At 44.0% G+C, this 21,871-nt stretch carries 16 protein-coding genes and 1 pseudogene; 10 read left to right on the forward strand and 7 right to left on the reverse strand.

Going from position 1 to position 21,871, the window contains the following annotated elements; all coding sequences use genetic code 11:
* The first annotated feature begins 75 nt into the window (after positions 1-75).
* Positions 76-1,014 (forward strand): LysR family transcriptional regulator, encoded by a 939-nt coding sequence (locus NDN13_RS01805; RefSeq protein WP_251118142.1) that lies wholly within the window; start codon positions 76-78, stop codon positions 1,012-1,014.
* 433 nt (positions 1,015-1,447) lie between these two features.
* Here the strand turns inward: NDN13_RS01805 and NDN13_RS01810 are convergent, their stop codons facing one another.
* The 5 genes and pseudogenes from NDN13_RS01810 to NDN13_RS01830 all read right to left on the reverse strand — a co-directional run bounded on the left by NDN13_RS01810 (position 1,448) and on the right by NDN13_RS01830 (position 7,962).
* Positions 1,448-2,350: a hydroxymethylglutaryl-CoA lyase gene (locus NDN13_RS01810; protein ID WP_251116951.1), complete on the reverse strand. Its 903-nt coding sequence runs from the start codon at positions 2,348-2,350 to the stop codon at positions 1,448-1,450.
* Positions 2,347-4,338, reverse strand: coding sequence for an acetyl/propionyl/methylcrotonyl-CoA carboxylase subunit alpha (locus tag NDN13_RS01815; protein ID WP_251116952.1), 1,992 nt, complete (start codon positions 4,336-4,338; stop codon positions 2,347-2,349). The genes NDN13_RS01810 and NDN13_RS01815 overlap by 4 nt, the downstream gene beginning before the upstream one ends.
* Positions 4,320-5,154: pseudogene (locus NDN13_RS01820) on the reverse strand (enoyl-CoA hydratase/isomerase family protein). The gene NDN13_RS01815 and the pseudogene NDN13_RS01820 overlap by 19 nt, the downstream one beginning before the upstream one ends.
* Before the next feature lie 9 nt (positions 5,155-5,163).
* Positions 5,164-6,765 carry a carboxyl transferase domain-containing protein gene (locus tag NDN13_RS01825; protein WP_004808118.1) on the reverse strand — a complete coding sequence of 534 codons (1,602 nt, stop codon included), beginning with the start codon at positions 6,763-6,765 and terminating at the stop codon, positions 5,164-5,166.
* A gap of 24 nt (positions 6,766-6,789) precedes the next feature.
* Entirely contained in the window at positions 6,790-7,962 is a 1,173-nt protein-coding gene (locus NDN13_RS01830) for an isovaleryl-CoA dehydrogenase (protein ID WP_251116954.1), read from the reverse strand.
* 148 nt (positions 7,963-8,110) lie between these two features.
* Here NDN13_RS01830 and NDN13_RS01835 point away from each other — a divergent pair, with 148 nt between their 5' ends.
* From NDN13_RS01835 to NDN13_RS01860, 6 genes are all read left to right on the forward strand, one after another.
* Entirely contained in the window at positions 8,111-8,728 is a 618-nt protein-coding gene (locus NDN13_RS01835; RefSeq protein ID WP_251116955.1) for a TetR/AcrR family transcriptional regulator, read from the forward strand.
* 113 nt (positions 8,729-8,841) lie between these two features.
* Positions 8,842-10,536, forward strand: coding sequence for an AMP-binding protein (locus tag NDN13_RS01840; RefSeq protein WP_251116956.1), 1,695 nt, complete (start codon positions 8,842-8,844; stop codon positions 10,534-10,536).
* An 87-nt stretch (positions 10,537-10,623) separates the two neighbouring features.
* Positions 10,624-11,616 (forward strand): biotin synthase BioB, encoded by a 993-nt coding sequence (bioB, locus tag NDN13_RS01845; RefSeq protein WP_251116957.1) that lies wholly within the window; start codon positions 10,624-10,626, stop codon positions 11,614-11,616.
* Positions 11,617-11,639: 23 nt separating this feature from the next.
* The gene (locus tag NDN13_RS01850) at positions 11,640-12,380 is read left to right on the forward strand and encodes an SAM-dependent methyltransferase (protein WP_251116958.1); all 741 of its coding nucleotides are present in this window, start codon (positions 11,640-11,642) and stop codon (positions 12,378-12,380) included.
* A gap of 248 nt (positions 12,381-12,628) precedes the next feature.
* On the forward strand, positions 12,629-13,915 hold the full coding sequence (locus tag NDN13_RS01855; protein ID WP_251116959.1) for a DcaP family trimeric outer membrane transporter: 1,287 nt from the start codon (positions 12,629-12,631) through the stop codon (positions 13,913-13,915).
* Between the two features lie 90 nt (positions 13,916-14,005).
* The gene (locus NDN13_RS01860) at positions 14,006-15,373 is read left to right on the forward strand and encodes an MFS transporter (protein ID WP_251116960.1); all 1,368 of its coding nucleotides are present in this window, start codon (positions 14,006-14,008) and stop codon (positions 15,371-15,373) included.
* 68 nt (positions 15,374-15,441) lie between these two features.
* Here NDN13_RS01860 and NDN13_RS01865 read toward each other — a convergent pair whose 3' ends face one another.
* Positions 15,442-16,362, reverse strand: coding sequence for a LysR family transcriptional regulator (locus tag NDN13_RS01865; protein WP_251116961.1), 921 nt, complete (start codon positions 16,360-16,362; stop codon positions 15,442-15,444).
* A gap of 96 nt (positions 16,363-16,458) precedes the next feature.
* Between NDN13_RS01865 and aptA the strand changes: the two genes are divergently transcribed.
* From aptA to NDN13_RS01880, 3 genes are all read left to right on the forward strand, one after another.
* Positions 16,459-17,841, forward strand: coding sequence for an omega-aminotransferase AptA (gene aptA / locus NDN13_RS01870; RefSeq protein ID WP_251116962.1), 1,383 nt, complete (start codon positions 16,459-16,461; stop codon positions 17,839-17,841).
* Between the two features lie 61 nt (positions 17,842-17,902).
* The gene (locus NDN13_RS01875; protein ID WP_251116963.1) at positions 17,903-19,465 is read left to right on the forward strand and encodes a CoA-acylating methylmalonate-semialdehyde dehydrogenase; all 1,563 of its coding nucleotides are present in this window, start codon (positions 17,903-17,905) and stop codon (positions 19,463-19,465) included.
* A gap of 101 nt (positions 19,466-19,566) precedes the next feature.
* A complete protein-coding gene (locus NDN13_RS01880; protein ID WP_251116964.1) occupies positions 19,567-20,958 on the forward strand; it encodes an amino acid permease in 1,392 nt (463 codons plus the stop codon).
* 33 nt (positions 20,959-20,991) lie between these two features.
* Here the strand turns inward: NDN13_RS01880 and NDN13_RS01885 are convergent, their stop codons facing one another.
* Entirely contained in the window at positions 20,992-21,852 is an 861-nt protein-coding gene (locus tag NDN13_RS01885; protein WP_251116965.1) for an EamA family transporter, read from the reverse strand.
* Positions 21,853-21,871 lie beyond the last annotated feature (19 nt).

Here is a 21,871-nt window from a genome sequence, read left to right on the forward strand (position 1 = left end):
CAATGTACATATTTGTCATTGTGGTTGATCCAGACTGGTGCAACAATGCGTAATTTAGAAAAAGATATTTACGTTATGCGCAAAAATCTTGATGGTGGATTGCTACATGCAATGCATGCCTTCCTGAAAGTGATTGATAGCGGGAGTTTCACGGCTGCCGCTGAACAGATGGAACTGACAACTGCGCAAGTTTCGCGATTAATTAGCGAATTAGAAGGGCGTTTAGGTACAAAACTACTACAACGATCAACCCGACAACACGCCTTGACCGAAATTGGTGCAAACTATGCCGAGCAATGCCGTCAGGTGCTGGCGATGGTCGAGGAATCTGAAGCACAAGCCATGGGCATGGCAGCCAGACCACAAGGGCGGTTGCGGGTGTTGAGTATGGCCAGTTTTGGTCATCACTATCTGGCGCCGATGATGGCGGATTTCTGTCAAACCTATCCTGACCTGACAGTTGAATATCGGACTTCGCAAAATGTGCCTGATTTGTTAGGCAAGGGCATTGATGTCAGCCTATATCTCACCGAGTCATTGGCCGATTCACGGTTTGTGGCACGTCGAATTGGTACCATCTTTTCGGTGCTATGTGCATCACCTGCATACTTGGAAAAGTATGGCGAACCTCAATCCTTGGATGATTTGCAAAAGCATGCCTGCTTGCGCTTGGTTAACCCTTCGATTACCCCACAATGGCATTTGGTCAGTGAAAACAGCTGTTCTTATCAGATTGATATCAATGGACCATTGATTGCTGATACGCCTGAGTTGTTGCTGGATGTTGTACAACAGGATATGGGCATTGCATTATTACCGACCTTCTCATCGATTGATGCGATTCGGGCAGGGCGATTGCGTCGTATTTTACCTGCTTGGCGATCACCTGATATTGGAGTCTATACCTTATTGCCATCGCGTCATTTTGTGGATGCAAAAACACGGGCATGGCTGGAGTGGGTTGAGCAGTATATTTCGCCAAAAATACAGCAAGATACGGATTATTTTTTATAACTAATCTGAGAGAGCATTAGAAAAAGAATAATAAGGATTAAAATAAAAAATGCTTCTTTAAAAGGAGGCATTTTGTACAGAGATAATTATTAGAGTTCTTGTATAAGTCATTTTGAGCTGTATTGAATTCGCAATGAAAGTTCCCTCTCCTTTTTAAAGGAGAGGGCTAGAGAGAGGATTTATAAGAATCCCCCTCATCCTCTTGCGGACTTATAGTCCTCATCACCAACACCAATGGAGAAGGGACTTTCAACACCAATTATTGATTATTTTTGACTATTGAAAGAGCTCTATCATATTGAAATAAATCGCATAGACGAGTCTCGTCCCACGATCGACATGGAACGAGAAAAAGGTGAGACCTAATCAGCTGAGCAAACTTAATTGATTAAGCTTGTTGCCAAATGATAAGCGAATCCGAATCTAGATATCACTAAGCACACTTTGTTTGCCAATATGCAGTCGCATAGTTAGATAAGCTTTTTCGGTTTAAGACATGGCTAATATTTTGGCTGGCTTGCATCAGTTTTTCTAAATCAATCCCCGTTTCAAAGCCCATATGCGACAGCAAATAGAACAGATCTTCGGTCGCAACATTGCCAGAAGCGCCTTTGGCATAAGGGCAGCCACCCAGTCCTGCAAGGGATGAATCAAACACACGAATGCCTTGTTGTAAGGACTGGTAAATATTGGCAATCGCCATGCCATAGGTATTATGAAAATGCCCTGCTAAAACTTTGCTGTCGAGTTCAGCTAGACAAGCTTGCCAAACTTTTTTGACTCGATCAGGTGTGGCGGTACCGATGGTTTCACCCAAAGATACTTCATAGCAACCCATGTCATATAGTCGTTTAACCACGTTGACCACTTGTTCAGGTGCAATCGCACCTTCATAAGGACAATCGACGATACAAGAGACATAACCACGGACACGGATATGCTGCGCTTTGGCTGCACGTAGTACATCAGCGAATTTCTCAAAACTTTCATCAATTGAACAGTTGATATTTTTACGGGTAAAACTTTCAGAGGCTGCGGTAAATACCGCAACCTCCTTGCACCCCACCGCCTGAGCAGTCTCAAAGCCTTTGATATTTGGGGTAAGCAGGCTTAAATTCAGATTGGCGCGTTGGGGTAGCTGCTTAAACAGCTCATCGCTTTGCGCCATTTGCGGCACCCATTTGGCAGACACACAGGAACCCACTTCAATCGATTTTAGTCCAGCACTTATCAGATCATGAATGAAGTTTAGGCGTTGTTCGACGGTCAACGCCTGTTTTTCGTTTTGCAGACCATCTCGGGGTCCAACTTCCACGATTTTGACAAACTCACTCATGCAACTTCCTCCTGTAAAGGCTGAAATTCCACTAGTTCATCGCCAGCTTTCACCTGATCACCCACCTGAAAATAGGCATCAACAATCACGCCATCTTGTGGTGCGCGGATGGTGTATTCCATTTTCATAGCTTCAAGCGTCATTAAGATATCGTCTTTTTTGACATTATGATTAGCACCGACCAGAACCTGAGTCACCACACCTGGCATGGGTGCTTTGAGATGGCCTTGATCTGCTTGACTATCGTCCTGATGATAATCTTGGCGAATATAGCCAAATTTATGGCTTTGTCCCGTATGGAACAGGGTAATGCCTTGCTGACTCTGGTTAAATGACAGTTTCTGTTGGGTGCCATTGAGATGAATCACAGCGCTATGTGCATCCAATAATTGTCCAGAAATCTGATAAATTTCGCCGTTATATTCTGCATTAAAACCATGTTCAGCCGAACTCAGCTTGATTTGAATAGTCTGATCTAAATAGCTCAGTTTAATCTTTTGCTGAAAAGCAATATTTAAACGCCATAGCGGTTGTGCTTGCCATAGCTGTTTTTGGCTAGAGCGGTTGTGATTAAGTTTACTTAAAAATTCGATAAAGGCGGTGGCAACGACCAATTCAGGTTTAATCTGTTCAGGCTGGAACAAGAAATCCTGTTCACGTTGAATCAGGTTGGTATCCAGTTTGGCCTGTTTAAATGAATCACAGCGTACAATCTTTTCCAGAAAGGCAATATTATTCCCTAAACCATCGACGTGGAATTGACCGAGCGCATGTTGCATTTGGATTAAAGCCGCTTCACGGTTTTTGCCCCATACAATCAATTTGGCAATCATTGGGTCATAATAGGTGGTGATCTCATCACCTTCTACTATGCCACTGTCAACACGGACAGACTTGCTTTGCGTTGGGTAGTGTAAATAGTCAATTTTGCCGATGGCAGGTAAGAAGCCTTTTTCGGGTTCTTCGGCATAGATACGCGCTTCAAGCGCATGACCATGAATCTGTAATTGATGTTGCAGTTTTGGTAGCGGTTCACCATCAGCGACACGCAGTTGCCACTCCACCAGATCTTCACCGGTAATCATTTCGGTGACAGGATGTTCGACTTGCAGGCGAGTGTTCATTTCCATGAAATAGGCGGTACCATCCTGTTCCACAATAAACTCGACTGTACCCGCACCGACGTAATCCACTGCACGGGCAGCATCAATGGCAGCTTGACGCATGGCATCCAGTTTCTCAGCAGGCATTTGCGGTGCAGGGGCTTCTTCAAGTACTTTTTGATGACGACGTTGTACCGAACAATCACGTTCAAACAGGTGTACATAATTGCCATGCGTATCACCAAAGACTTGTACTTCAATATGGCGCGGCTGAATCACATAGCGTTCAATTAGGACATCGTCATTACCAAAGCTAGATTTGGCTTCACGTTTACACGAGGCTAAGGACTGCAAGAAATCTTCACTGCGTTCGACCAAGCTCATGCCTTTACCACCACCGCCAGCACTGGCTTTGATCAGTACTGGATAGCCAATTGCATCGGCTTGCTGTTTTAAAAACTCAGCCTCTTGATTGGTGCCGTGATAACCTGGTGTTAAAGGCACACCTGCTTTTTCCATTAAGGCTTTAGAGGTGGCTTTGAGACCCATGGCTAAAATCGCATCCACGGGTGGGCCAATGAAGCAAATATTGTGCTGTTGGCAAGCTAGGGCAAATTGGTCATTTTCGGACAAGAAACCGTAACCTGGGTGAATCGCTTGGCTGCCCGTATCAATCGCTGCCTGAATAATACGATCCACTTGTAAATAACTTTGCGTGGCAGGGGATTGCCCAATATAAATCGCCTCATCTGCCAATTTAACATGCTGTGCATTGGCATCTGCATCTGAATACACTGCAACCGTTGCAATACCGAGTTTTTTTGCAGTACGAATCACACGGCAGGCAATCTCGCCACGGTTCGCAATTAAAATCTTTTCAAACATTGTGATCGTCCTGAATTGTTGTTATTGGGAGGTGGAAGTCCACGCAGGTTGTTGTTTATTTAAAAAGGCATTCAGACCATCTTTTGCTTCGCTGCCTTGACGAACTTGAGCAATATGCTGTGCAGTTTGTTTTAGCAAATCATCACTCATCGTTTGGTGGCTGACCATCTGAATCAACTGTTTTGATGCAGCCTGTGCCTGTGGTCCACCAAGTAACAGTGCATTGATAATCTCTTGAACTTTTTGGTCTAAGTCTTCGGCATCAGCAACTTCATGAGCTAGGCCAATCTGCTTGGCGTCGCGTGCTGAAATACGTTCCGCAGTTAAGAAGTAACGAGAAGCCTGTCGAGCACCAATAGCACGAATCACATAGGGACTGATAGTGGATGGGGCAAGACCGAGTCGAATTTCTGAAGTGGCAAATTTTGCATCAGTACTGGCAATACAAATATCACAGGCCGATGCCAAACCCATGCCACCACCAAAGGCAATGCCATGCACACGCGCAAGTGTCGGTTGTTTCAAAGTTGCGAGTGCATTTAGCATTTGTGCAAGTTTGAGCGCATCGGCTTCGTTTTCTGCTGAAGAGGCTTGACCTGCCTGTTTCATCCAATTCAGATCGGCACCTGCTGAAAAGCTTTTGCCACGTCCAGCCAAGACCACCACACGCACATCATCACGCTGATTTAAGCTGGTAAAGCAGGCATGTAATTCTTCAATCAGCGTAGTATTAAAGGCATTGTGCAGTTCTGGTCGGTTTAGCCAAACATAGGCCACTTGACCGTGTTGTTCCAGTTGTAAAAATTGATAGCTCATAGATACCTCTTACATGCGGAACACGCCGAACTTGGTCGGCTGAATTGGTGCATTCAGCGCAGCAGCAAGGCTCAGCCCCAGCACATGACGGGTTTGAGCAGGGTCAATCACGCCGTCATCCCAGAGGCGGGCAGAGGCATAATATGGATGCCCTTGGTGCTCATATTGTTCACGAATCGGTTGTTTAAATTGATCTTCTTCCTGTGCTGACCATTGTGCGCCTTTTTGTTCAATCTGATCACGTTTCAAGGTTGATAACACACTGGCAGCCTGTTCTCCCCCCATCACCGAAATACGTGAGTTCGGCCATGTCCATAAAAAGCGTGGTGAATAAGCACGTCCGCACATGCCATAGTTACCTGCACCAAAAGACCCCCCAATAATCAGGGTGAGTTTCGGTACATTGGCTGTAGCAACTGCCATTACCAATTTAGCACCATGCTTGGCAATACCTTCATTTTCGTATTGGCGACCGACCATAAAGCCAGTGATGTTTTGGATAAATAGCAATGGGATATTACGTTGAGTACATAGCTCGATAAAGTGTGCGCCTTTCTGTGCAGATTCAGAAAATAGAATCCCGTTATTGGCAATGATGCCAACAGGCATCCCATACAAAGAGGCAAAACCTGTGATCAGAGTTGAGCCAAAACGTGCTTTAAATTCATCAAAGCGCGAGCCGTCTACGATGCGGGCAATGACTTCACGTACATCGAAAGGTTTACGTGCATCACTTGGTACAACGCCATAAAGTTCGTTGGCATCAAATAGCGGTTCATCAATCTGCTTGTTTAATTCGTTGGGCTTTTTATTCAGGTTGGCAACGATGTTACGGGCAATTGCAAGTGCGTGTTCATCATTTTCAGCCAAATGATCGGCAACCCCTGATAGGCGGGTATGTACATCACCACCACCCAAATCTTCACTGCTGACCACTTCACCCGTTGCGGCTTTGACCAATGGCGGGCCACCGAGGAAAATCGTACCTTGATTACGGACAATAATCGTTTCATCCGACATGGCAGGGACATAAGCACCACCAGCGGTACAGCTGCCCATCACTACCGCAATTTGGGCGATACCTTGGCTCGACATGCGCGCTTGATTATAGAAAATACGCCCGAAATGATCTCGATCAGGAAACACCTCATCTTGCATCGGTAAGAATGCACCGCCTGAATCCACCAGATAAATACACGGCAAGTGATTTTGCTCAGCAATTTCCTGCGCACGTAAATGCTTTTTCACCGTCAATGGATAATAGGTACCACCTTTGACGGTTGCATCATTGGCAACGATCATGCAGGTCACACCATTAACTTGGCCAATCCCTGCAATCACACCCGCAGCAGGGATGTCATCTTCATATACTTTGTAAGCAGCCAACTGACCAATTTCTAAAAAAGCAGTGCCGACGTCAATCAGTTGATCAATACGATCGCGTGGTAAAAGTTTGCCTCTGGCCAAATGTTTTTGGCGCGCATTTTCGCCACCACCAAGTGCTACTTTTTGCGCCACTTGTTTCAGATCGCTGACCAATGTTTGCATGGCGTGTTGATTGGTTTTGAAGTCTTCACTTCGAACATTAATTTTGCTGTGTAATTGGTTCATAAGCTGCATCCTGATTTATGGTTATTATTTGGTTTCATTAAACAGTTCGCGGCCAATCAGCATGCGGCGAATTTCAGAAGTTCCTGCACCAATTTCATAAAGTTTGGCATCACGCCATAAACGACCAGCTGAAAATTCATTGATATAACCATTACCACCGAGAGTTTGAATGGTTTCACCCGCCATCCACGTGGCTTTTTCTGCTGCATATAAAATCGCGCTGGCCGCATCTTTGCGTAAGCTACGATCATGGTCGGCTTTGTCACAGGCCGCGCCAACCGCATAGACCAAGGCTTTACAAGCCAGCCAAGTGGAATACATATCCGCCAGTTTGCCTTGCATTAATTGGAATTCACCTAAAGCCTGACCGAATTGCTCACGTTCATGCAGGTAGGGAATCACCACATCCAAACACGCATCCATAATGCCTAAAGGGCCAGCACTTAAAACCGCACGTTCATAGTCCAAACCACTCATCAGTACTTTGGCACCATTGCCAACGCCACCAAGTACGTTTTCAGCAGGCACTTCTACATTGTCAAAAAATAGTGGATAGGTATTAGAGCCACGCATCCCGAGTTTGTCTAAATGCTTACCATGACTAAAGCCAGGCATATTTTTTTCAATTAGGAAGGCAGTCATGCCTTTGGCACCGGCATGTGGATCGGTTTTGGCATAAACCACCAGTACATCAGCATCACCACCATTGGTGATCCACATTTTTGAACCATTGAGAATAAAATGATCGCCTTTTTGTTCGGCACGTAGTTTCATACTGACCACATCCGAACCTGCGTTGGGTTCAGACATCGCCAAAGCACCGACAAAGTCACCTGAAATCAGTTTAGGTAAATATTTCTGCTTTTGTTGCTCACTGCCGTTACGGTTGATCTGGTTAATACACAAGTTAGAATGCGCACCATAGGAAAGACCAATAGAGGCGGATGCACGCGAAATTTCTTGCAACACGATGATATGTGCTAGATAGCCTAGATTGGTGCCGCCATATTCTTCAGAAACGGTTAAGCCCATCAATCCCATATCTCCAAATTTTTTCCAGAGATGGGCAGGGAATACATTGTCCTGATCGACTTGTTGTGCAATAGGTGCAATTTCCTTTGCACAAAATGCAGCAACCGAATCTTGTAGAGCAATTAATGTTTCATCCAGACCAAAGTTCAAGCTACGTAGGTTCATTGTATTGTCATCCCAGTGATTATATTTGTTGTTCCATTAAGCGTTGTTGTGTGTGCTTAGGAACTACCTTACAATGAATTTTTAAAAAAGTGAATAGTGATTCATAAAATGATTTACAATTCACTTTATTTGTTAGAGAATAAAATTTATGAGCTATAAACGATCAACTTTAATGCAGGAGCGGATGGAGCAAAATCGTAAATCGATTTTGAGTTCAGCCAGAAAATTAATTTCAGAGGGAGGGTTCAAAGACGCACAGATACAAACCATTGCTGAGCAAGCAGGGGTCTCAAGTGGTCTGGTGTATCGCTACTTTGACAATAAAAGTCAGGTGTTAATTGAGGTCTTGTCAGAAGCCATCAATACCGAACTGTTGGTGATTGATGCCATCACAGAAAGTGATCTGACCGCAGAACAAAAATTGCACAAGGCAGTCGCGACCTTTGTAAAACGGGCCTTGAACAGTCCGCAGCTGGCATATTCACTCATGTTTGAACCCGTGGATTCAAGCGTTGAACATGAGCGTTTTCGGGTAAAACAGTTGATTAAACAAAGTATTAAAAAAATCCTTGCAGATGGAAATGCAAGTGGTGAATTTGTTTTGGATGACTTAAACACAACAGCCATGTGTGTGGTCGGGGCAATGACCTATGTGGTGGTTGAACCGTTGGATCCAGCACAAAATACCAAGTTTGATCATGCGCACAAAGACTATTTTTCCAAACAGATTGCTGATTTTTGTGTGGATGCAGTACAGAAAAAGTAGGGCAGACAAAACGGTTTAACATCACAACAACAGGCAGTTTGAAGAGTAGTTGCAGTTACAACAATTAGATCAGGTAAGAACAGAATTAAAAAAGAATCAAGGAGAATGATTCAATGCAACATGTACGGTTAAGCTATGCCTCTGGAACCAGCTCGCAGCCCCTGTTGGGGATGACGATTGGAGATAAATTTGATCAAGCCTGCCAGCAATATGCTGAGCAAGAGGCGATTGTCAGTTCACATCAGAACCGACGCTTAAGCTACAAAGAACTACAGCATGAAGTGAATGCATTTGCCTGTAGTCTGCTCAAGCTGGGTTTAAAAAAAGGGGATCGCTTGGCGATCTGGTCGCCCAACTGTGTGGAATGGACCGTGACCCAATTTGCTGCATTTAAAGCAGGCATTATTTTGGTGAATCTAAATACCGCCTATAAAAGTCATGAACTGGAATATGTACTCAATAAAGTCTCCTGCAAAGGCTTGATTATTGCCTCACAATTTAAGACCACAGATTATCAAGAATTGCTGAGTAAGATTGCCCCAGAATTAGCATCCAGTACTGATAAGGTATTGAATGCAGCTCGGTTACCGCATTTAAAATATGTGATTAAAATCGATGAGCAGCAACATACCGGTATCCATCGTTTTAGCGATTTACTCGACACCCCAAATCAATCTCAGCTCGATGAGTTACAGCGCTTAGCCAAGCAATTGCAGTTTGATGAAACCATTAATATCCAATTTACCTCAGGAACCACAGGCAATCCGAAAGGAACCATGTTGACGCATCATAACATCCTGAATAATGGTTATTTTGTTGGTGAAGGGATTGGCTTAACCCCCCAAGATCGAGTTTGTATCTCAGTGCCTTTATTCCATTGTTTTGGCATGGTGATGGGCAATCTAGCTTGTATTACTCATGGTGCAACTATGGTTTATCCTGCTTCAGTGTTTAATCCACTGGAAAGCTTAAAAACCATTGAGCAGGAAAAATGTACGGCAGCCTATGGTGTGCCGACCATGTTTATTGCCATTTTGGAACATGAGCAATTTGCCGAATTTGATTTGAGCAGTTTAAGAACGGGCATTATGGCAGGCAGTCCATGTCCGAGAGAAATCATGCAGCGTGTGATTGACCGCATGCATATGTCAGAAATCACCATCTGTTATGGCATGACCGAAACCTCTCCAGTCAGTGTGCAGAGTTATATCGATGATTCAATTGATAAACGCGTTAGTACGGTTGGGCATGTTCATCCACATTTGGAAGTCAAAATTGTCGATTTAGAAGGCGAAATTGTGCCGCAAGGAACACTGGGTGAACTTTGCGTACGTGGTTATTCGGTCATGGCGGGATATTGGGATGAGCCTGAAAAAACCAAAGAAGTGATCGACGCAGCGGGCTGGATGCATACGGGTGATATTGCCGAAATGGACAGTGAAGGTTTTGTCAAAATCAAAGGTCGGATTAAAGATGTCGTGATTCGTGGGGGTGAAAACCTGTTTCCTAAAGAAATCGAAGACTTTTTATATACCCATCCCGATGTCTGCGATGTGCAAGTGATTGGTCTACCCGACATGCGTTATGGTGAGGAACTCTGCGCCTGCATTATTTTGCACGAACATCACCAAAGCAATGAAGACAGTATTCGCAGTTTCTGCAAAGAGCATATTTCACATAATAAAGTGCCACGTTACGTTAAATTTTTTGCTGAGTTTCCAATGACCGCGTCAGGCAAAGCACAGAAATTTAAATTGCAGGAAATCATGCGGGCAGAGCTGAATTTGACTGCTGAAATTTTTGATTAAAACCGTATTCCTCCTCTGTGTATTGCGACTGAGGAGGGGCTTTGATGTTGTGGTTGCTATCTAAACATAGGATGTCAGGATCAAGAAATGAAGATCAGAAATGATTGGTCACGTGCGGAAATACAGGCTGTATATGAGCAGCCATTGTTAGATTTGCTGTTTCAGGCACAGCAGTTACATCGACAGTATTTTGCTGCGAATACGGTTCAGGTCAGTACTTTGCTGTCTATTAAGACTGGCAAATGCCCAGAAGATTGTAAGTATTGTTCACAATCGGCGCGTTATGATTCAAAACTGGAAGCAGAAAAACGTATTGCCGTCGAGAAAGTCATTCAAGAGGCACAAAAATCCAAAGCCTCAGGTGCATCTCGGTTTTGTATGGGTGCTGCATGGCGCAATCCACATGAGCGCGATATGCCTTATGTACTGGACATGGTGCGTAAGGTCAAAGCTTTAGGACTGGAAACCTGTATGACCTTGGGTATGTTGAATGCCTCTCAGGCGGAGCGTTTAAAAGATGCAGGTCTGGATTATTACAACCATAATCTGGATACCTCGCGTGAATATTATTCCCACATTATCAGCACCCGAACTTTTGATGATCGACTGGATACCTTAGACCATGTTCGTCAGGCAGGTTTGAAAGTCTGTAGCGGTGGGATTGTCGGTTTAGGTGAAAGCCGAGAGGATCGAATTGGTCTTTTACATGAGTTAGCGACTTTGCCGCTACATCCCGAGTCTGTACCGATCAATATGCTGGTGCCGATAGAAGGGACTCCACTGGCTCAAGTAGAGAAACTGGATGTGATTGAATGGATTCGGACCATTGCGGTGGCACGATTAATTATGCCGCAAAGTTACATTCGACTCTCCGCAGGCCGTGAAGCATTAACCGATTCAGATCAAGCTCTGGCATTTATGGCAGGTGCCAATTCGATCTTCTCTGGTGAAAAACTATTGACCACCGCCAATGCAGGTGAAAATCGTGATCACGCTTTATTTCAAAAATTAGGCTTAAGTATCGAAGCGACTAAACCTTCTATAAAGCAGTTATCTGTTGATGCGATGCTGACCGTTTAAGGCTTTTAAAAATAGAGGATCAAATGGCGAAAGATTTTAATAGTCAAAAAGTAGTGGAACGCTATGACGATCATATCCGACGTCTGATTCCAGGTTATGCGCTGATGCATCAACAAGTGGATGCGATTTTACAATCCGCTTTAAGTGCAGATGCACAGATTTTAATTGTTGGTTGCGGCACAGGCTATGAGCTTGAATATCTACTGAACAGACATCCGACTTGGCGTTTTACGGCTGTTGATCCTTCTTTAAGTATGTTGCAGAAAGCACAAGCCCTGATTCAGGCACTGGGTCAGTCCGAGCGTGTGCAATTTATTCATGGCGAAACCGCTGCATTGCCTACACAGCCAAAATTTGATGCGGCCTTGTCAATTTTAGTTGCGCATTTTGTGCCGCATGCGCTTAAACCGAGTTTCTTTGCTGAAATATCACAGCGATTAAAAGCGGATGGATTGCTCATAACTTACGACCTGATGGCCTGTGAAGATCCTCAACAATTGAAAGCATTGCCACTGTTATGTCAGAACAATGGTCTAAGTGTCGAGCAGAGTCAAGCCATGATGGAACGTTTGGGGCACGACTTTTTCACACTCACTTTTGATGCCTATCAGCAACTACTTTGCAGTACTGGTTTTGAACAGGTAAAAGGTTTTAGCCAAGTTTTAACGTATCAGGGACTGATTGCTCAGAAAAAACAGGAGGATATTTTGACCTCGGAACATTCTGGCAAGGCTGTTTTCACTCAACAAGGAATTCAACATTAAAACAGCAACTTAATTTTTAGCTTCTAACCGATGTTTTTGACAGTGGCTGAAATTGCCACTGCAAGGTTCTGTTGTCTTTAAAAAAGTGGCTATTCACTTAGATAGGAGGTAAAAACTAAATAAATCAATGGTTTGAATTTTTAGAATAAAAAATGTGATGTGGTACATCTGTGCGACAAAGGAAAAACACAAACAAAGAATGATCTTAAAACGGGTTTTAAGATCAGCCGAAAAGGAAATTGATTTTAATGAAAAAGTTTATTTTAACGGTACAAAAAAGCATATTGGCAACGGCGGTTTTAACGGCCATGTCCTCTGCTTATTCGGGAACTGAAAGTGCTGAAATTGCACAACTCAGACAAGAAGTTCAAGAGTTGCGCGCCATGCTGCAACAATATGTGAAGCAACCTGTTCCGGCCCAGTCGACAGCTCAAGTCACGGTTGCTACTGCGCCACAGCTGACCGAAGCACAAGCTCCAAAACTGAATATCAGCAAAGGCGGGGCTGAAGTCAGTTTATATGGTTATCTCCGTGCCGATGCTTCTTATCAGGCCAAAGGTGCATCGACCATGTATAACAATATCAGTGGCGTACCACTGGAACATACTGCCGAGGAAGCTCAACAAAAAGACCGCTTGCATTCAACCGTCAATGTCACACGTTTAGGTTTAAATTTTAAAACACCGACGGCAGCAGGTGATGTTGGTGGCAAGCTGGAAATGGACTTTTTTGGCGGCAGCACACGTGATCAATTCCGTATTCGTCATGCCTATTTAACCTTTGATAAATGGTTGATCGGTCAGACTTGGTCAACCTTTATTGCACCTGAATATTATCCAGAAACCATTGATGCGGGAACCTATGTCGGTGGGGCATTACAACGCTCTCCGCTGGTTCGATATAGCGACAACTTATCAGCCAATACCAGTTTTGCTATCGCGATTGAAGACCCTAAATACACCGCAACTTCCGACCCTGATAATGAAATGCGATTGCCTGCTTTAGTTGGGCGGTTGAACCATAAATTTGCCAATGGTTCACTGTTGTCAGGTCGTACTTTTATGGCTGAGAAAAAGACCAGTAATGATGAGGAATGGGCATGGGGTGTAGGGCTCGGCGGTAAATATCAGCTGACACCACAAACTTTCTTAAAAGCCGATTATTACCATGTTAAAGGTGATGGCCGCTTCCTGCTTTGGACCAATAACAGCTATGTAATTGATGATAAAAATCATATTCAGAGCAATGAATTCGACACCATTTCAGCAGGTTTAACCCATCAGTTTAATTCAAAGCTTCGCTCAACCTTGGGTTATGGCTATATGAAAGCCAAGGATGACAATACCTTTGCTGAAATTCAAAAAAATAATGCAACACAAAACAAGGAACTTTGGCAGGGCTGGATCAATGCCATGTACAACCCGTATAAACCGATTACCTTGGGGGTCGAGTATGTCTATGGCGAGCGAGAAACCTTCGATGGCCGTAACGGGATTGATAACCGTTTCAATATGATGGCGAGTTACGATTTTTAATCAAGACCTTGAATAATCTGTTTTTTCTTTAGGGTGCAGTATGTCTTTTTAAAAATGAACAAGAATTTATCTCATAGAGGAGATGATTAAATGGCAACATCGACGTTGAATGTCAATGCAATTATTGACCAAGCAAAATTTACCCCTTTTCACTGGAGCATTTTGCTTTGGTGCTTACTGATTATTATTTTTGACGGTTATGACCTGGTTATTTATGGTGTGGTTTTGCCTGTATTGATGCAGGAATGGTCACTCACCGCGGTACAGGCAGGTATGTTGGCCAGTACCGCTTTATGTGGAATGATGTTTGGTGCCATGCTATTCGGGGCTTTGGCAGATAAAATCGGTCGCAAAAATGTGATCTTGATTTGTGTGACCTTTTTTAGTGGTTTTACCTTTTGGGGTGCATTTGCATCGACGCCTTTTGAGTTTGGGATTTTAAGGTTTTTAGCCGGTTTAGGCATTGGTGGGGTGATGCCGAATCTGGTGGCTTTAACCTCTGAATATGCACCGAAACGGATACGCAGTACTTTGGTTGGCAGTATGTTTAGTGGCTATGCCATTGGTGGAATTATTTCGGCATTGTTGGGCAGTTATTTAGTCGAAAGCCAAGGCTGGCAAATCATGTTCTTGATCGCTGGCATTCCATTGTTGTTGTTACCGATTTTATGGAAGTTCTTACCTGAGTCACTGACCTTTTTAGTGAAAAGTGGCAAGACTGAGCAAGCCCATGCCATCATTCAAAAAATTGCACCAGAGCAGGTATTAAGCAGTGAGACACGCTTATGCTTGAATGACGATCATCTGGATACAGGCAGTTCTGCCAAAGCTTTATTTCAACATGGTCGTGCTTTAAGTACGCTGATGTTCTGGCTGTTATTCTTTATGTGTTTGCTGATGGTTTATGCATTGAGTAGCTGGTTACCAAAACTGATGCTGGCAGCAGGCTATTCATTGGGTAAAAGTATCCTATTCCTGCTGGCGTTGAATGTTGGCGCCATGCTTGGGGCAATTTTTGGGGGCATACTGTCAGATAAATTCCACCTAAAGCCTGTGATTTTAACCATGTTTGTGGCAGGAGTCTTTGCCTTAGTCGGACTCGGTTATAACTCTCCAGCCTATATTTTATATGGTTTGGTGACGATTGCGGGTGCTGCAACTATTGGTACTTCAATCCTTTTATATAGTTATGTGGCGCAATACTATCCATTGAGTGTGCGCTCGACAGGGATTGGCTGTGCATCTGCAGTTGGGCGAATTGGTGCTATTGTCGGGCCAATTTTAACAGGGATGCTGCTGACCTTAGGTTTACCGCATAAGATGAACTTTGTGATGATTGCCATCCCTGCGATTATTGCGATTTTTGCGGTGCTGGTGCTGAAACGGCATGAATCGGATAGTGGGAGTAAAAGCACAGCCAATCCAGCGACAAACATCGCTGAAACAGGTGAAGCATAGCAGCGCATCGTGATTAAGAAAACAAAGTCGATGAGCTTAGTTCATCGACTTTTGTATTCTACTCTGAGTTAAGCCAGAGGCATGATTCTGGTTTTCAGGATATCCATAAAGGTTTTTAGAATCATATGGTAGTTTTTGCCTTTATGCGTGATCAGACAGATCGGGGTACTGTAATGCATCATGTCCTGTAAAATCGGTTGCATAAAGCCATCTTGCACCCATTTCTTCGCATAATGATCGGGTAAAAAACCGAGAAACTTACCGGTTAAAATCAGAAAGGCAATGCCTTCACGGTCACTGGCGGTGGCTGAACAATCAAGCAGTTGATGTAATTTCGTCGCTTCTGCTGTCGTTGCATAATTGGGCAATACTGCTTGCCAGTTTTTTAAATCCGCAGTGTGGAAGCCACCTAAATGTTGAAACAGCGGGTGATTTTTACCGCAGTAGAGTAAAGACTTTTCGCTATATAAATCAAAATAATCTAAGCCAGATAATGGGGTGACGAGGGGGATGGCACCTGCATGTAAGCGGTTGTCCAAGACGCGACATTCAATATCGGACAAGGTACTCATACTGATATTAATCACCACTTCTGGATTTTCATCAGCCAATAGCGCAAGGGTATTGGTGATATAGGCGCTGGGCATGGTGACTAAATTATTAATAATCCCAATATTAAATTCACCTTTGAGCTGATTATGCATTTGATTGATTTTGGCTCGAAAGTCTTCAATCGAAGCATTCAACACTTCAATATATTCCAGAATTTCACGGCCTTCATCAGTCAGGGCAAAGCCCGCTCGACCACGCTGACACAGTCGAATACCGAGCCGATTTTCCAGATCACTCATATGCAGACTAATCGCAGAACGACTGATGCCAAGTAGACTTTCCGCAGCGCTAAAGCTGTGGCAGTCACACACCGTTTTAAAAATTTTGAGCAGTTTTATATCAAAATCAGTCACTTGATTTAATTTTTTAGGCTTCATTTAGTTTTGCTTTTTTATATCTAAACTCAAGACAATTTGAATTTATCAAAACTATAACGCGCTGTACACTCCAAACATAAACCCAAAACAAGAAGAGTGATTATGTTTGATATCGACACCACAAATGACCGTGATGATGCATTGGAAGCCAGTCCGTCAGACGTTGCTATGAAGTTAAATTATCAAGCGCATTGGATGCCGTTTACCGCCAATCGTAACTTTCATCAAGATCCACGCATTATCGTGGCTGCCAAAGGTTCGTCTTTGATTGACAGCACAGGACGTGAGATTTATGACTCATTGTCAGGTTTGTGGACCTGCGGCGCAGGGCATAGTTTGCCTGAAATCCAGCAAGCCGTAACTCGTCAATTGGCAAAACTGGATTATTCACCTGCATTTCAATTCGGACACCCATTATCTTTTCAATTGGCTGAAAAAATTGTGCAGCACATGCCTGAAAAGCTACAGCATGTATTTTTTACCGATTCTGGCTCTGAGTCAGCAGATACTGCGATCAAAATGGCAAGAGCTTATTGGCGGATTAAAGGTCAACCGAGCAAAACCAAATTGATTGGACGGGCACGTGGCTACCATGGTGTTAACGTGGCAGGCACAAGTCTGGGCGGTATTGGTGGCAATCGCAAAATGTTCGGTCAATTGATGGATGTGGATCATTTACCGCATACCTTGCAACCACATCTGAGCTTTAGCAAAGGCTGTGCTGAAACAGGTGGAATTGAACTGGCCGATGAAATGCTCAAGCTGATTGAGCTACATGATGCATCCAATATCGCCGCAGTGATTGTTGAACCTGTTTCTGGTTCGGCGGGTTGTATTGTGCCACCGACAGGTTATTTAAAACGCCTGCGAGAAATCTGTGATCAACACAATATCCTGCTGATCTTTGATGAGGTGATTACGGGCTTTGGCCGTATGGGCACATGGACAGCAGCTGAATATTTTGATGTAACGCCTGATCTTCTGACCTTTGCCAAACAAATTACCAATGGTGCCATTCCATTAGGTGGCGTTGTCGCAAGCCGTGAAATCTATGATGCCTTTATGCAACAAGACTTGCCTGAACATGCAGTTGAATTTACCCATGGTTATACCTATTCAGGGCATCCCGTTGCCTGTGCGGCTGCTTTAGCCACTTTAGATGTACTGGAACAACAGAACCTGATTACTCAATCAGCGGCTTTGGCCCCAAGTTTTGAAAAACTGATTCATGAATTAAAAGGTGCACCGAATGTGATTGATATTCGCAATTGCGGTTTGATTGGTGCTTTGCAACTGGCACCGCGTGATGGAGATACCACCATTCGTGGATTTGAAATTGGTATGAAGTTGTGGAAAGCCGGTTTCTATGTGCGTTTTGGCGGAGACACCATTCAGTTTGGTCCAATGTTTAACAGCACTGAAGCGCAATTATCACGCTTGATCAATGCTGTGGGTGAAACCCTTTATCAAGTGAAATAAAGCTTGGCTGAGTACCCGCCAAAAGCAAATGGAAAATAAGACACAGAGACAAGGAATACAGATGAATAATTTAGAACATTTTAATGCCAGTGCGTTCAGCAATACGGATTCAGCTCAAGCCTCAACCCCTCAATTGATTGGGCATTTTATTCAAGGTGGTTTGGTCACCAAATCCAGTCGAAAACAAGCGGTCTATAATCCTGCAACCGGTGAGATCAGCAAAGAAGTGGCATTGGCGGATACAGCGCTAGTGAATCAGGTGGTGCAGGTTGCAGAACAGGCATTCCCTGCATGGCGTGATACACCCGTGATTAAACGGGCGCGGGTGATGTTTAAGTTCAAACAATTACTTGAAGAAAATGCTGAAACCCTGTGTGAGTTGATCGGGCAAGAACATGGCAAGATTTGCCATGATGCCAAAGGTGAATTGCAGCGTGGCATTGAAAATGTGGAATATGCCTGTGGCGCGCCTGAATTTTTAAAAGGTGAGTATTCTAAAAATGTTGGTCCAGATATTGATTCTTGGAGTGAGTTTCAACCTTTAGGTGTGGTTGCAGGGATTACCCCTTTTAATTTCCCTGCAATGGTGCCGTTGTGGATGTTCCCGATGGCGATAGCCTGTGGCAATTGCTTTATTTTAAAACCCTCTGAAAAGGCTCCTTCAGCCGCACTCTATTTGGCTGAGTTACTTAAACAGGCGGGCTTGCCAGATGGCGTGTTTAATGTGGTCAATGGTGACAAAGAAGCCGTCGATGCTTTATTGCATCATCCCAAAATCCAAGCCATCAGTTTTGTGGGGTCAACGCCAATTGCAGAATATATTTATCGGACTGCCACCTCGACAGGAAAACGCTGTCAGGCCTTAGGTGGTGCAAAAAACCATGCCATCATTATGCCCGATGCCGATATTGATAATGTGGTGACCTCCTTATTAGGTGCAGCCTTTGGTTCATCGGGTGAGCGTTGTATGGCCTTGTCTGTTGCGGTGGCCATTGGCGATGAAGTGGCCGATGTGGTGATTGCCAAGCTCAAGCAAGAAATGCAGCAATTGAAATTTGGTCATTATGCCGATGCCAGTAATGACTTTGGACCGCTCATTTCGCAAGCACATAAACAGAAGGTACAAGCTTATATCCAAAGCGCCGAGCAACAAGGTGCTAAAATTGTGGTGGATGGGCGTGACGCCAAACCCGTCGGTTATGAACATGGATTTTTTGTCGGACCGACCTTGATTGATCAAATTTCAGCAGAGATGACCAGCTATCAACAAGAAATTTTTGGGCCGGTATTACAGGTGATTCGTGTCGAGAGCATGCAAGAAGCCATGCAGTTGATCAATGACCATGAATATGGCAACGGCACCTGTATTTATACCCGCGATGGTGAGGCGGCGCGTTATTTTAGCAATAATATCCAAGTCGGCATGGTCGGGGTGAATGTGCCATTACCTGTACCTGTTGCCTATCACAGTTTTGGCGGCTGGAAGCGTTCACTGTTTGGTGATCTGTATGCCTATGGGCCAGATGGCGTGCGTTTCTATACTCGCCGTAAAACCATCACCCAACGTTGGCCATCCGCACAGATTCGTGAGGCGAAACAATTTGCCATGCCAACTTTAAATTAATTTTTGCTCAAGGGGAGACCATTGGTTTTCCCTTTTTATTTTTATAGGAATTTAAACATGTAATTAACGGTTTTTTAAGACGTATTTTTAAGGAATAAAATATGAATAGCGCAAAAACAACAAAATTAGGTGAAGGACTTTCGAACCGCCATGTCACTATGATCAGTATTGGTGGTGTGATTGGTGCAGGTTTATTTGTCGGTTCATCAGCTGCAATTGCCAAAGCAGGTCCCGCTGCTGTACTGGCTTATATTATTACCAGTATTCTGGTTTTTTTAGTCATGCGTATGCTCGGTGAAATGGCCGTTGCACAGCCTGACACAGGTTCATTTTCAACGTATGCCCGTAAAGCAATTGGCCCTTGGGCGGGCTTTAGTGTGGGCTGGCTGTATTGGTGGTTCTGGGTTTTGGTGATTCCAATTGAAGCCATTGCAGGTGCCGAAATTTTGCATGCTTGGTTTCCACAGGTATCCAGTGCCATTTACGCCTTTGCATTTATTATTCTGCTGAGTTTGGCAAACTTCTTTAGCACCAAAAGTTTTGGTGAGTTTGAGTTTTGGTTTGCGCTGATTAAAGTGATTGCGATCCTTGTATTTATTGTGATTGGTGCATCTGCCGTATTTGGACTGTGGCCTTTAGCCAAAGATGTCAGTGGTGTGGGTCATCTCTTTTCCAATGGCGGCTTTATGCCACATGGTATGGGCGGTGTGCTATCTGCGATTTTGATCTCGGCATTTTCCTTCTTTGGCATTGAAATTCTTTCGATTGCTGCGGCGGAGTCTAAAAATCCTGAAGAGAAAATCAAACGAGCGACCAATTTAGTGCTGTATCGGATTATCTTATTCTTCGTGGTTTCGATTTTCCTCGCGGTTGCCTTGGTTGATTGGCGTTCACCTGATTTACAAAAATTGGGTACTTTTCAGTATGTCTTGGTCAGTTTGAATATTCCTCAAACCAAGTTAATTATGGACACTGTGGTATTTATTGCAGTGGCAAGCTGTATGAATGCGGCTGTCTATACCTCTTCACGCATGTTATTTGCTTTAGGGGCTCGTCAAGAAGCGCCAAAAATGGTCACGAAAATTAATGCAGTAGGTGTACCGACCATCGCGGTATTTGCTTCGACATTGATTGGATTGATTTGTTGCGCAGTGAATTATTTATTTCCTGGGCAAATATTTGGATTCCTACTGTCAACCACGGGTTCGATTGCATTGGTGGTTTACTTGGTGATTGCCGTATCACAGCTCCGTTTGCGCACCCAATTAGACAAAGTTGGGGCTGCTGTGCCTTTTAAAATGTGGTTATTTCCGTGGCTGACTTGGTTTGTGATCGTAGTGATTATGAGCGTACTAGGCTATATGTTCCTGTCACCTCAATATAGCTATGAAACGACTTTATCTTTGAGCGTAACCTTCATTGTCGTGATCTGTGGACTGATCGTGACCCGAAAGAAGAAAAGTAGTCGAACAGTAGCGTTGCACCTAGACTGATCGAACAGCATGATAAGGCCTAAGCGTTGAAGTTTAGGCCTTATTGTTTTTATAGGAGAAATAGGAGCAACCCGCGCACGAGAGCATGATGATAGCAATGCCTGTGATTTGATACGGGTTGAGGTGTTCTTTTAAGATCAGCCAACCAGCAAGGGCACTGACCGCAGGAGAGGCACTCAGTAAAATTCCAAATACTTTCGGTTCGAGTTTTTTCATCGCAAAGATATCCAGCAAGAATGGAAGGGTACTGGAAAGTAGCGATACCAAAACACAGAGCAGCAAAATCCAATAAGAATGAAATAGCTGATTCAAATCAGAGATGCCAAAGGGTAGCGCAAATAGAGTTGCCACCAACATGCCTATCGCCACCGTATTGCTGCCGCCTTTGGCGACTTTGGTACCGTAAATGATATACATGCCCCAACAGAATGCTGCGGCAAGTGCATAAAACATGCCGATATAACTGAAATTCTGATTGGCACTACCCAAAGGTAACAGCATCAGCCCCATAAACGACAAGACACCCCAGAGTAAATCCTGTTTCTGTTTTGACATGACAATGGCAACGGTGAGTGGGCCTAAGACTTCAATTGAAATGGCAATACCAATCGACAAATGGGAAAATGCCTTATAGATCAAAAGATTCATGAGACTCAGAATTAGCCCATAAATGATCAGGTTTTTCCAATCCATCTGGGAATGCAAGCTGCGCCAAGGTTTGAAAATCATCCACAACAGCAGTGCCGAGAAACTTAAACGAATCAGCGCAACTCCTTCAGCACCAAAGATCGGAAATAGAGTTTTTGCAATCGCAGCCCCAATTTGTACTGAGGCAAGTGATAGGCAGGCTGCAGCCAAAGCAAATTCTTGTTTATTTTGAACAGACGCACGCATGTCGATGACCTAGAGCTTG

It is taken from the genome of Acinetobacter sp. C32I, assembly GCF_023702715.1.
Taxonomy (GTDB): Bacteria; Pseudomonadota; Gammaproteobacteria; order Pseudomonadales; family Moraxellaceae; genus Acinetobacter.

Coding starts and splice junctions, on each gene's coding strand:
- NDN13_RS01855 (WP_251116959.1), top strand. CDS start 12,629: ATGAAAAAGTTTATTTTAACGGTACAAAAAAGCATATTGGCAACGGCG.
- NDN13_RS01810 (WP_251116951.1), bottom strand. CDS start 2,350: ATGAGTGAGTTTGTCAAAATCGTGGAAGTTGGACCCCGAGATGGTCTG.
- NDN13_RS01840 (WP_251116956.1), top strand. CDS start 8,842: ATGCAACATGTACGGTTAAGCTATGCCTCTGGAACCAGCTCGCAGCCC.
- NDN13_RS01875 (WP_251116963.1), top strand. CDS start 17,903: ATGAATAATTTAGAACATTTTAATGCCAGTGCGTTCAGCAATACGGAT.
- NDN13_RS01850 (WP_251116958.1), top strand. CDS start 11,640: ATGGCGAAAGATTTTAATAGTCAAAAAGTAGTGGAACGCTATGACGAT.
- NDN13_RS01835 (WP_251116955.1), top strand. CDS start 8,111: ATGAGCTATAAACGATCAACTTTAATGCAGGAGCGGATGGAGCAAAAT.
- NDN13_RS01825 (WP_004808118.1), bottom strand. CDS start 6,765: ATGAACCAATTACACAGCAAAATTAATGTTCGAAGTGAAGACTTCAAA.
- NDN13_RS01860 (WP_251116960.1), top strand. CDS start 14,006: ATGGCAACATCGACGTTGAATGTCAATGCAATTATTGACCAAGCAAAA.
- NDN13_RS01815 (WP_251116952.1), bottom strand. CDS start 4,338: ATGTTTGAAAAGATTTTAATTGCGAACCGTGGCGAGATTGCCTGCCGT.
- NDN13_RS01885 (WP_251116965.1), bottom strand. CDS start 21,852: ATGCGTGCGTCTGTTCAAAATAAACAAGAATTTGCTTTGGCTGCAGCC.
- NDN13_RS01865 (WP_251116961.1), bottom strand. CDS start 16,362: ATGAAGCCTAAAAAATTAAATCAAGTGACTGATTTTGATATAAAACTG.
- NDN13_RS01830 (WP_251116954.1), bottom strand. CDS start 7,962: ATGAACCTACGTAGCTTGAACTTTGGTCTGGATGAAACATTAATTGCT.
- bioB (WP_251116957.1), top strand. CDS start 10,624: ATGAAGATCAGAAATGATTGGTCACGTGCGGAAATACAGGCTGTATAT.
- NDN13_RS01805 (WP_251118142.1), top strand. CDS start 76: ATGCGCAAAAATCTTGATGGTGGATTGCTACATGCAATGCATGCCTTC.
- NDN13_RS01880 (WP_251116964.1), top strand. CDS start 19,567: ATGAATAGCGCAAAAACAACAAAATTAGGTGAAGGACTTTCGAACCGC.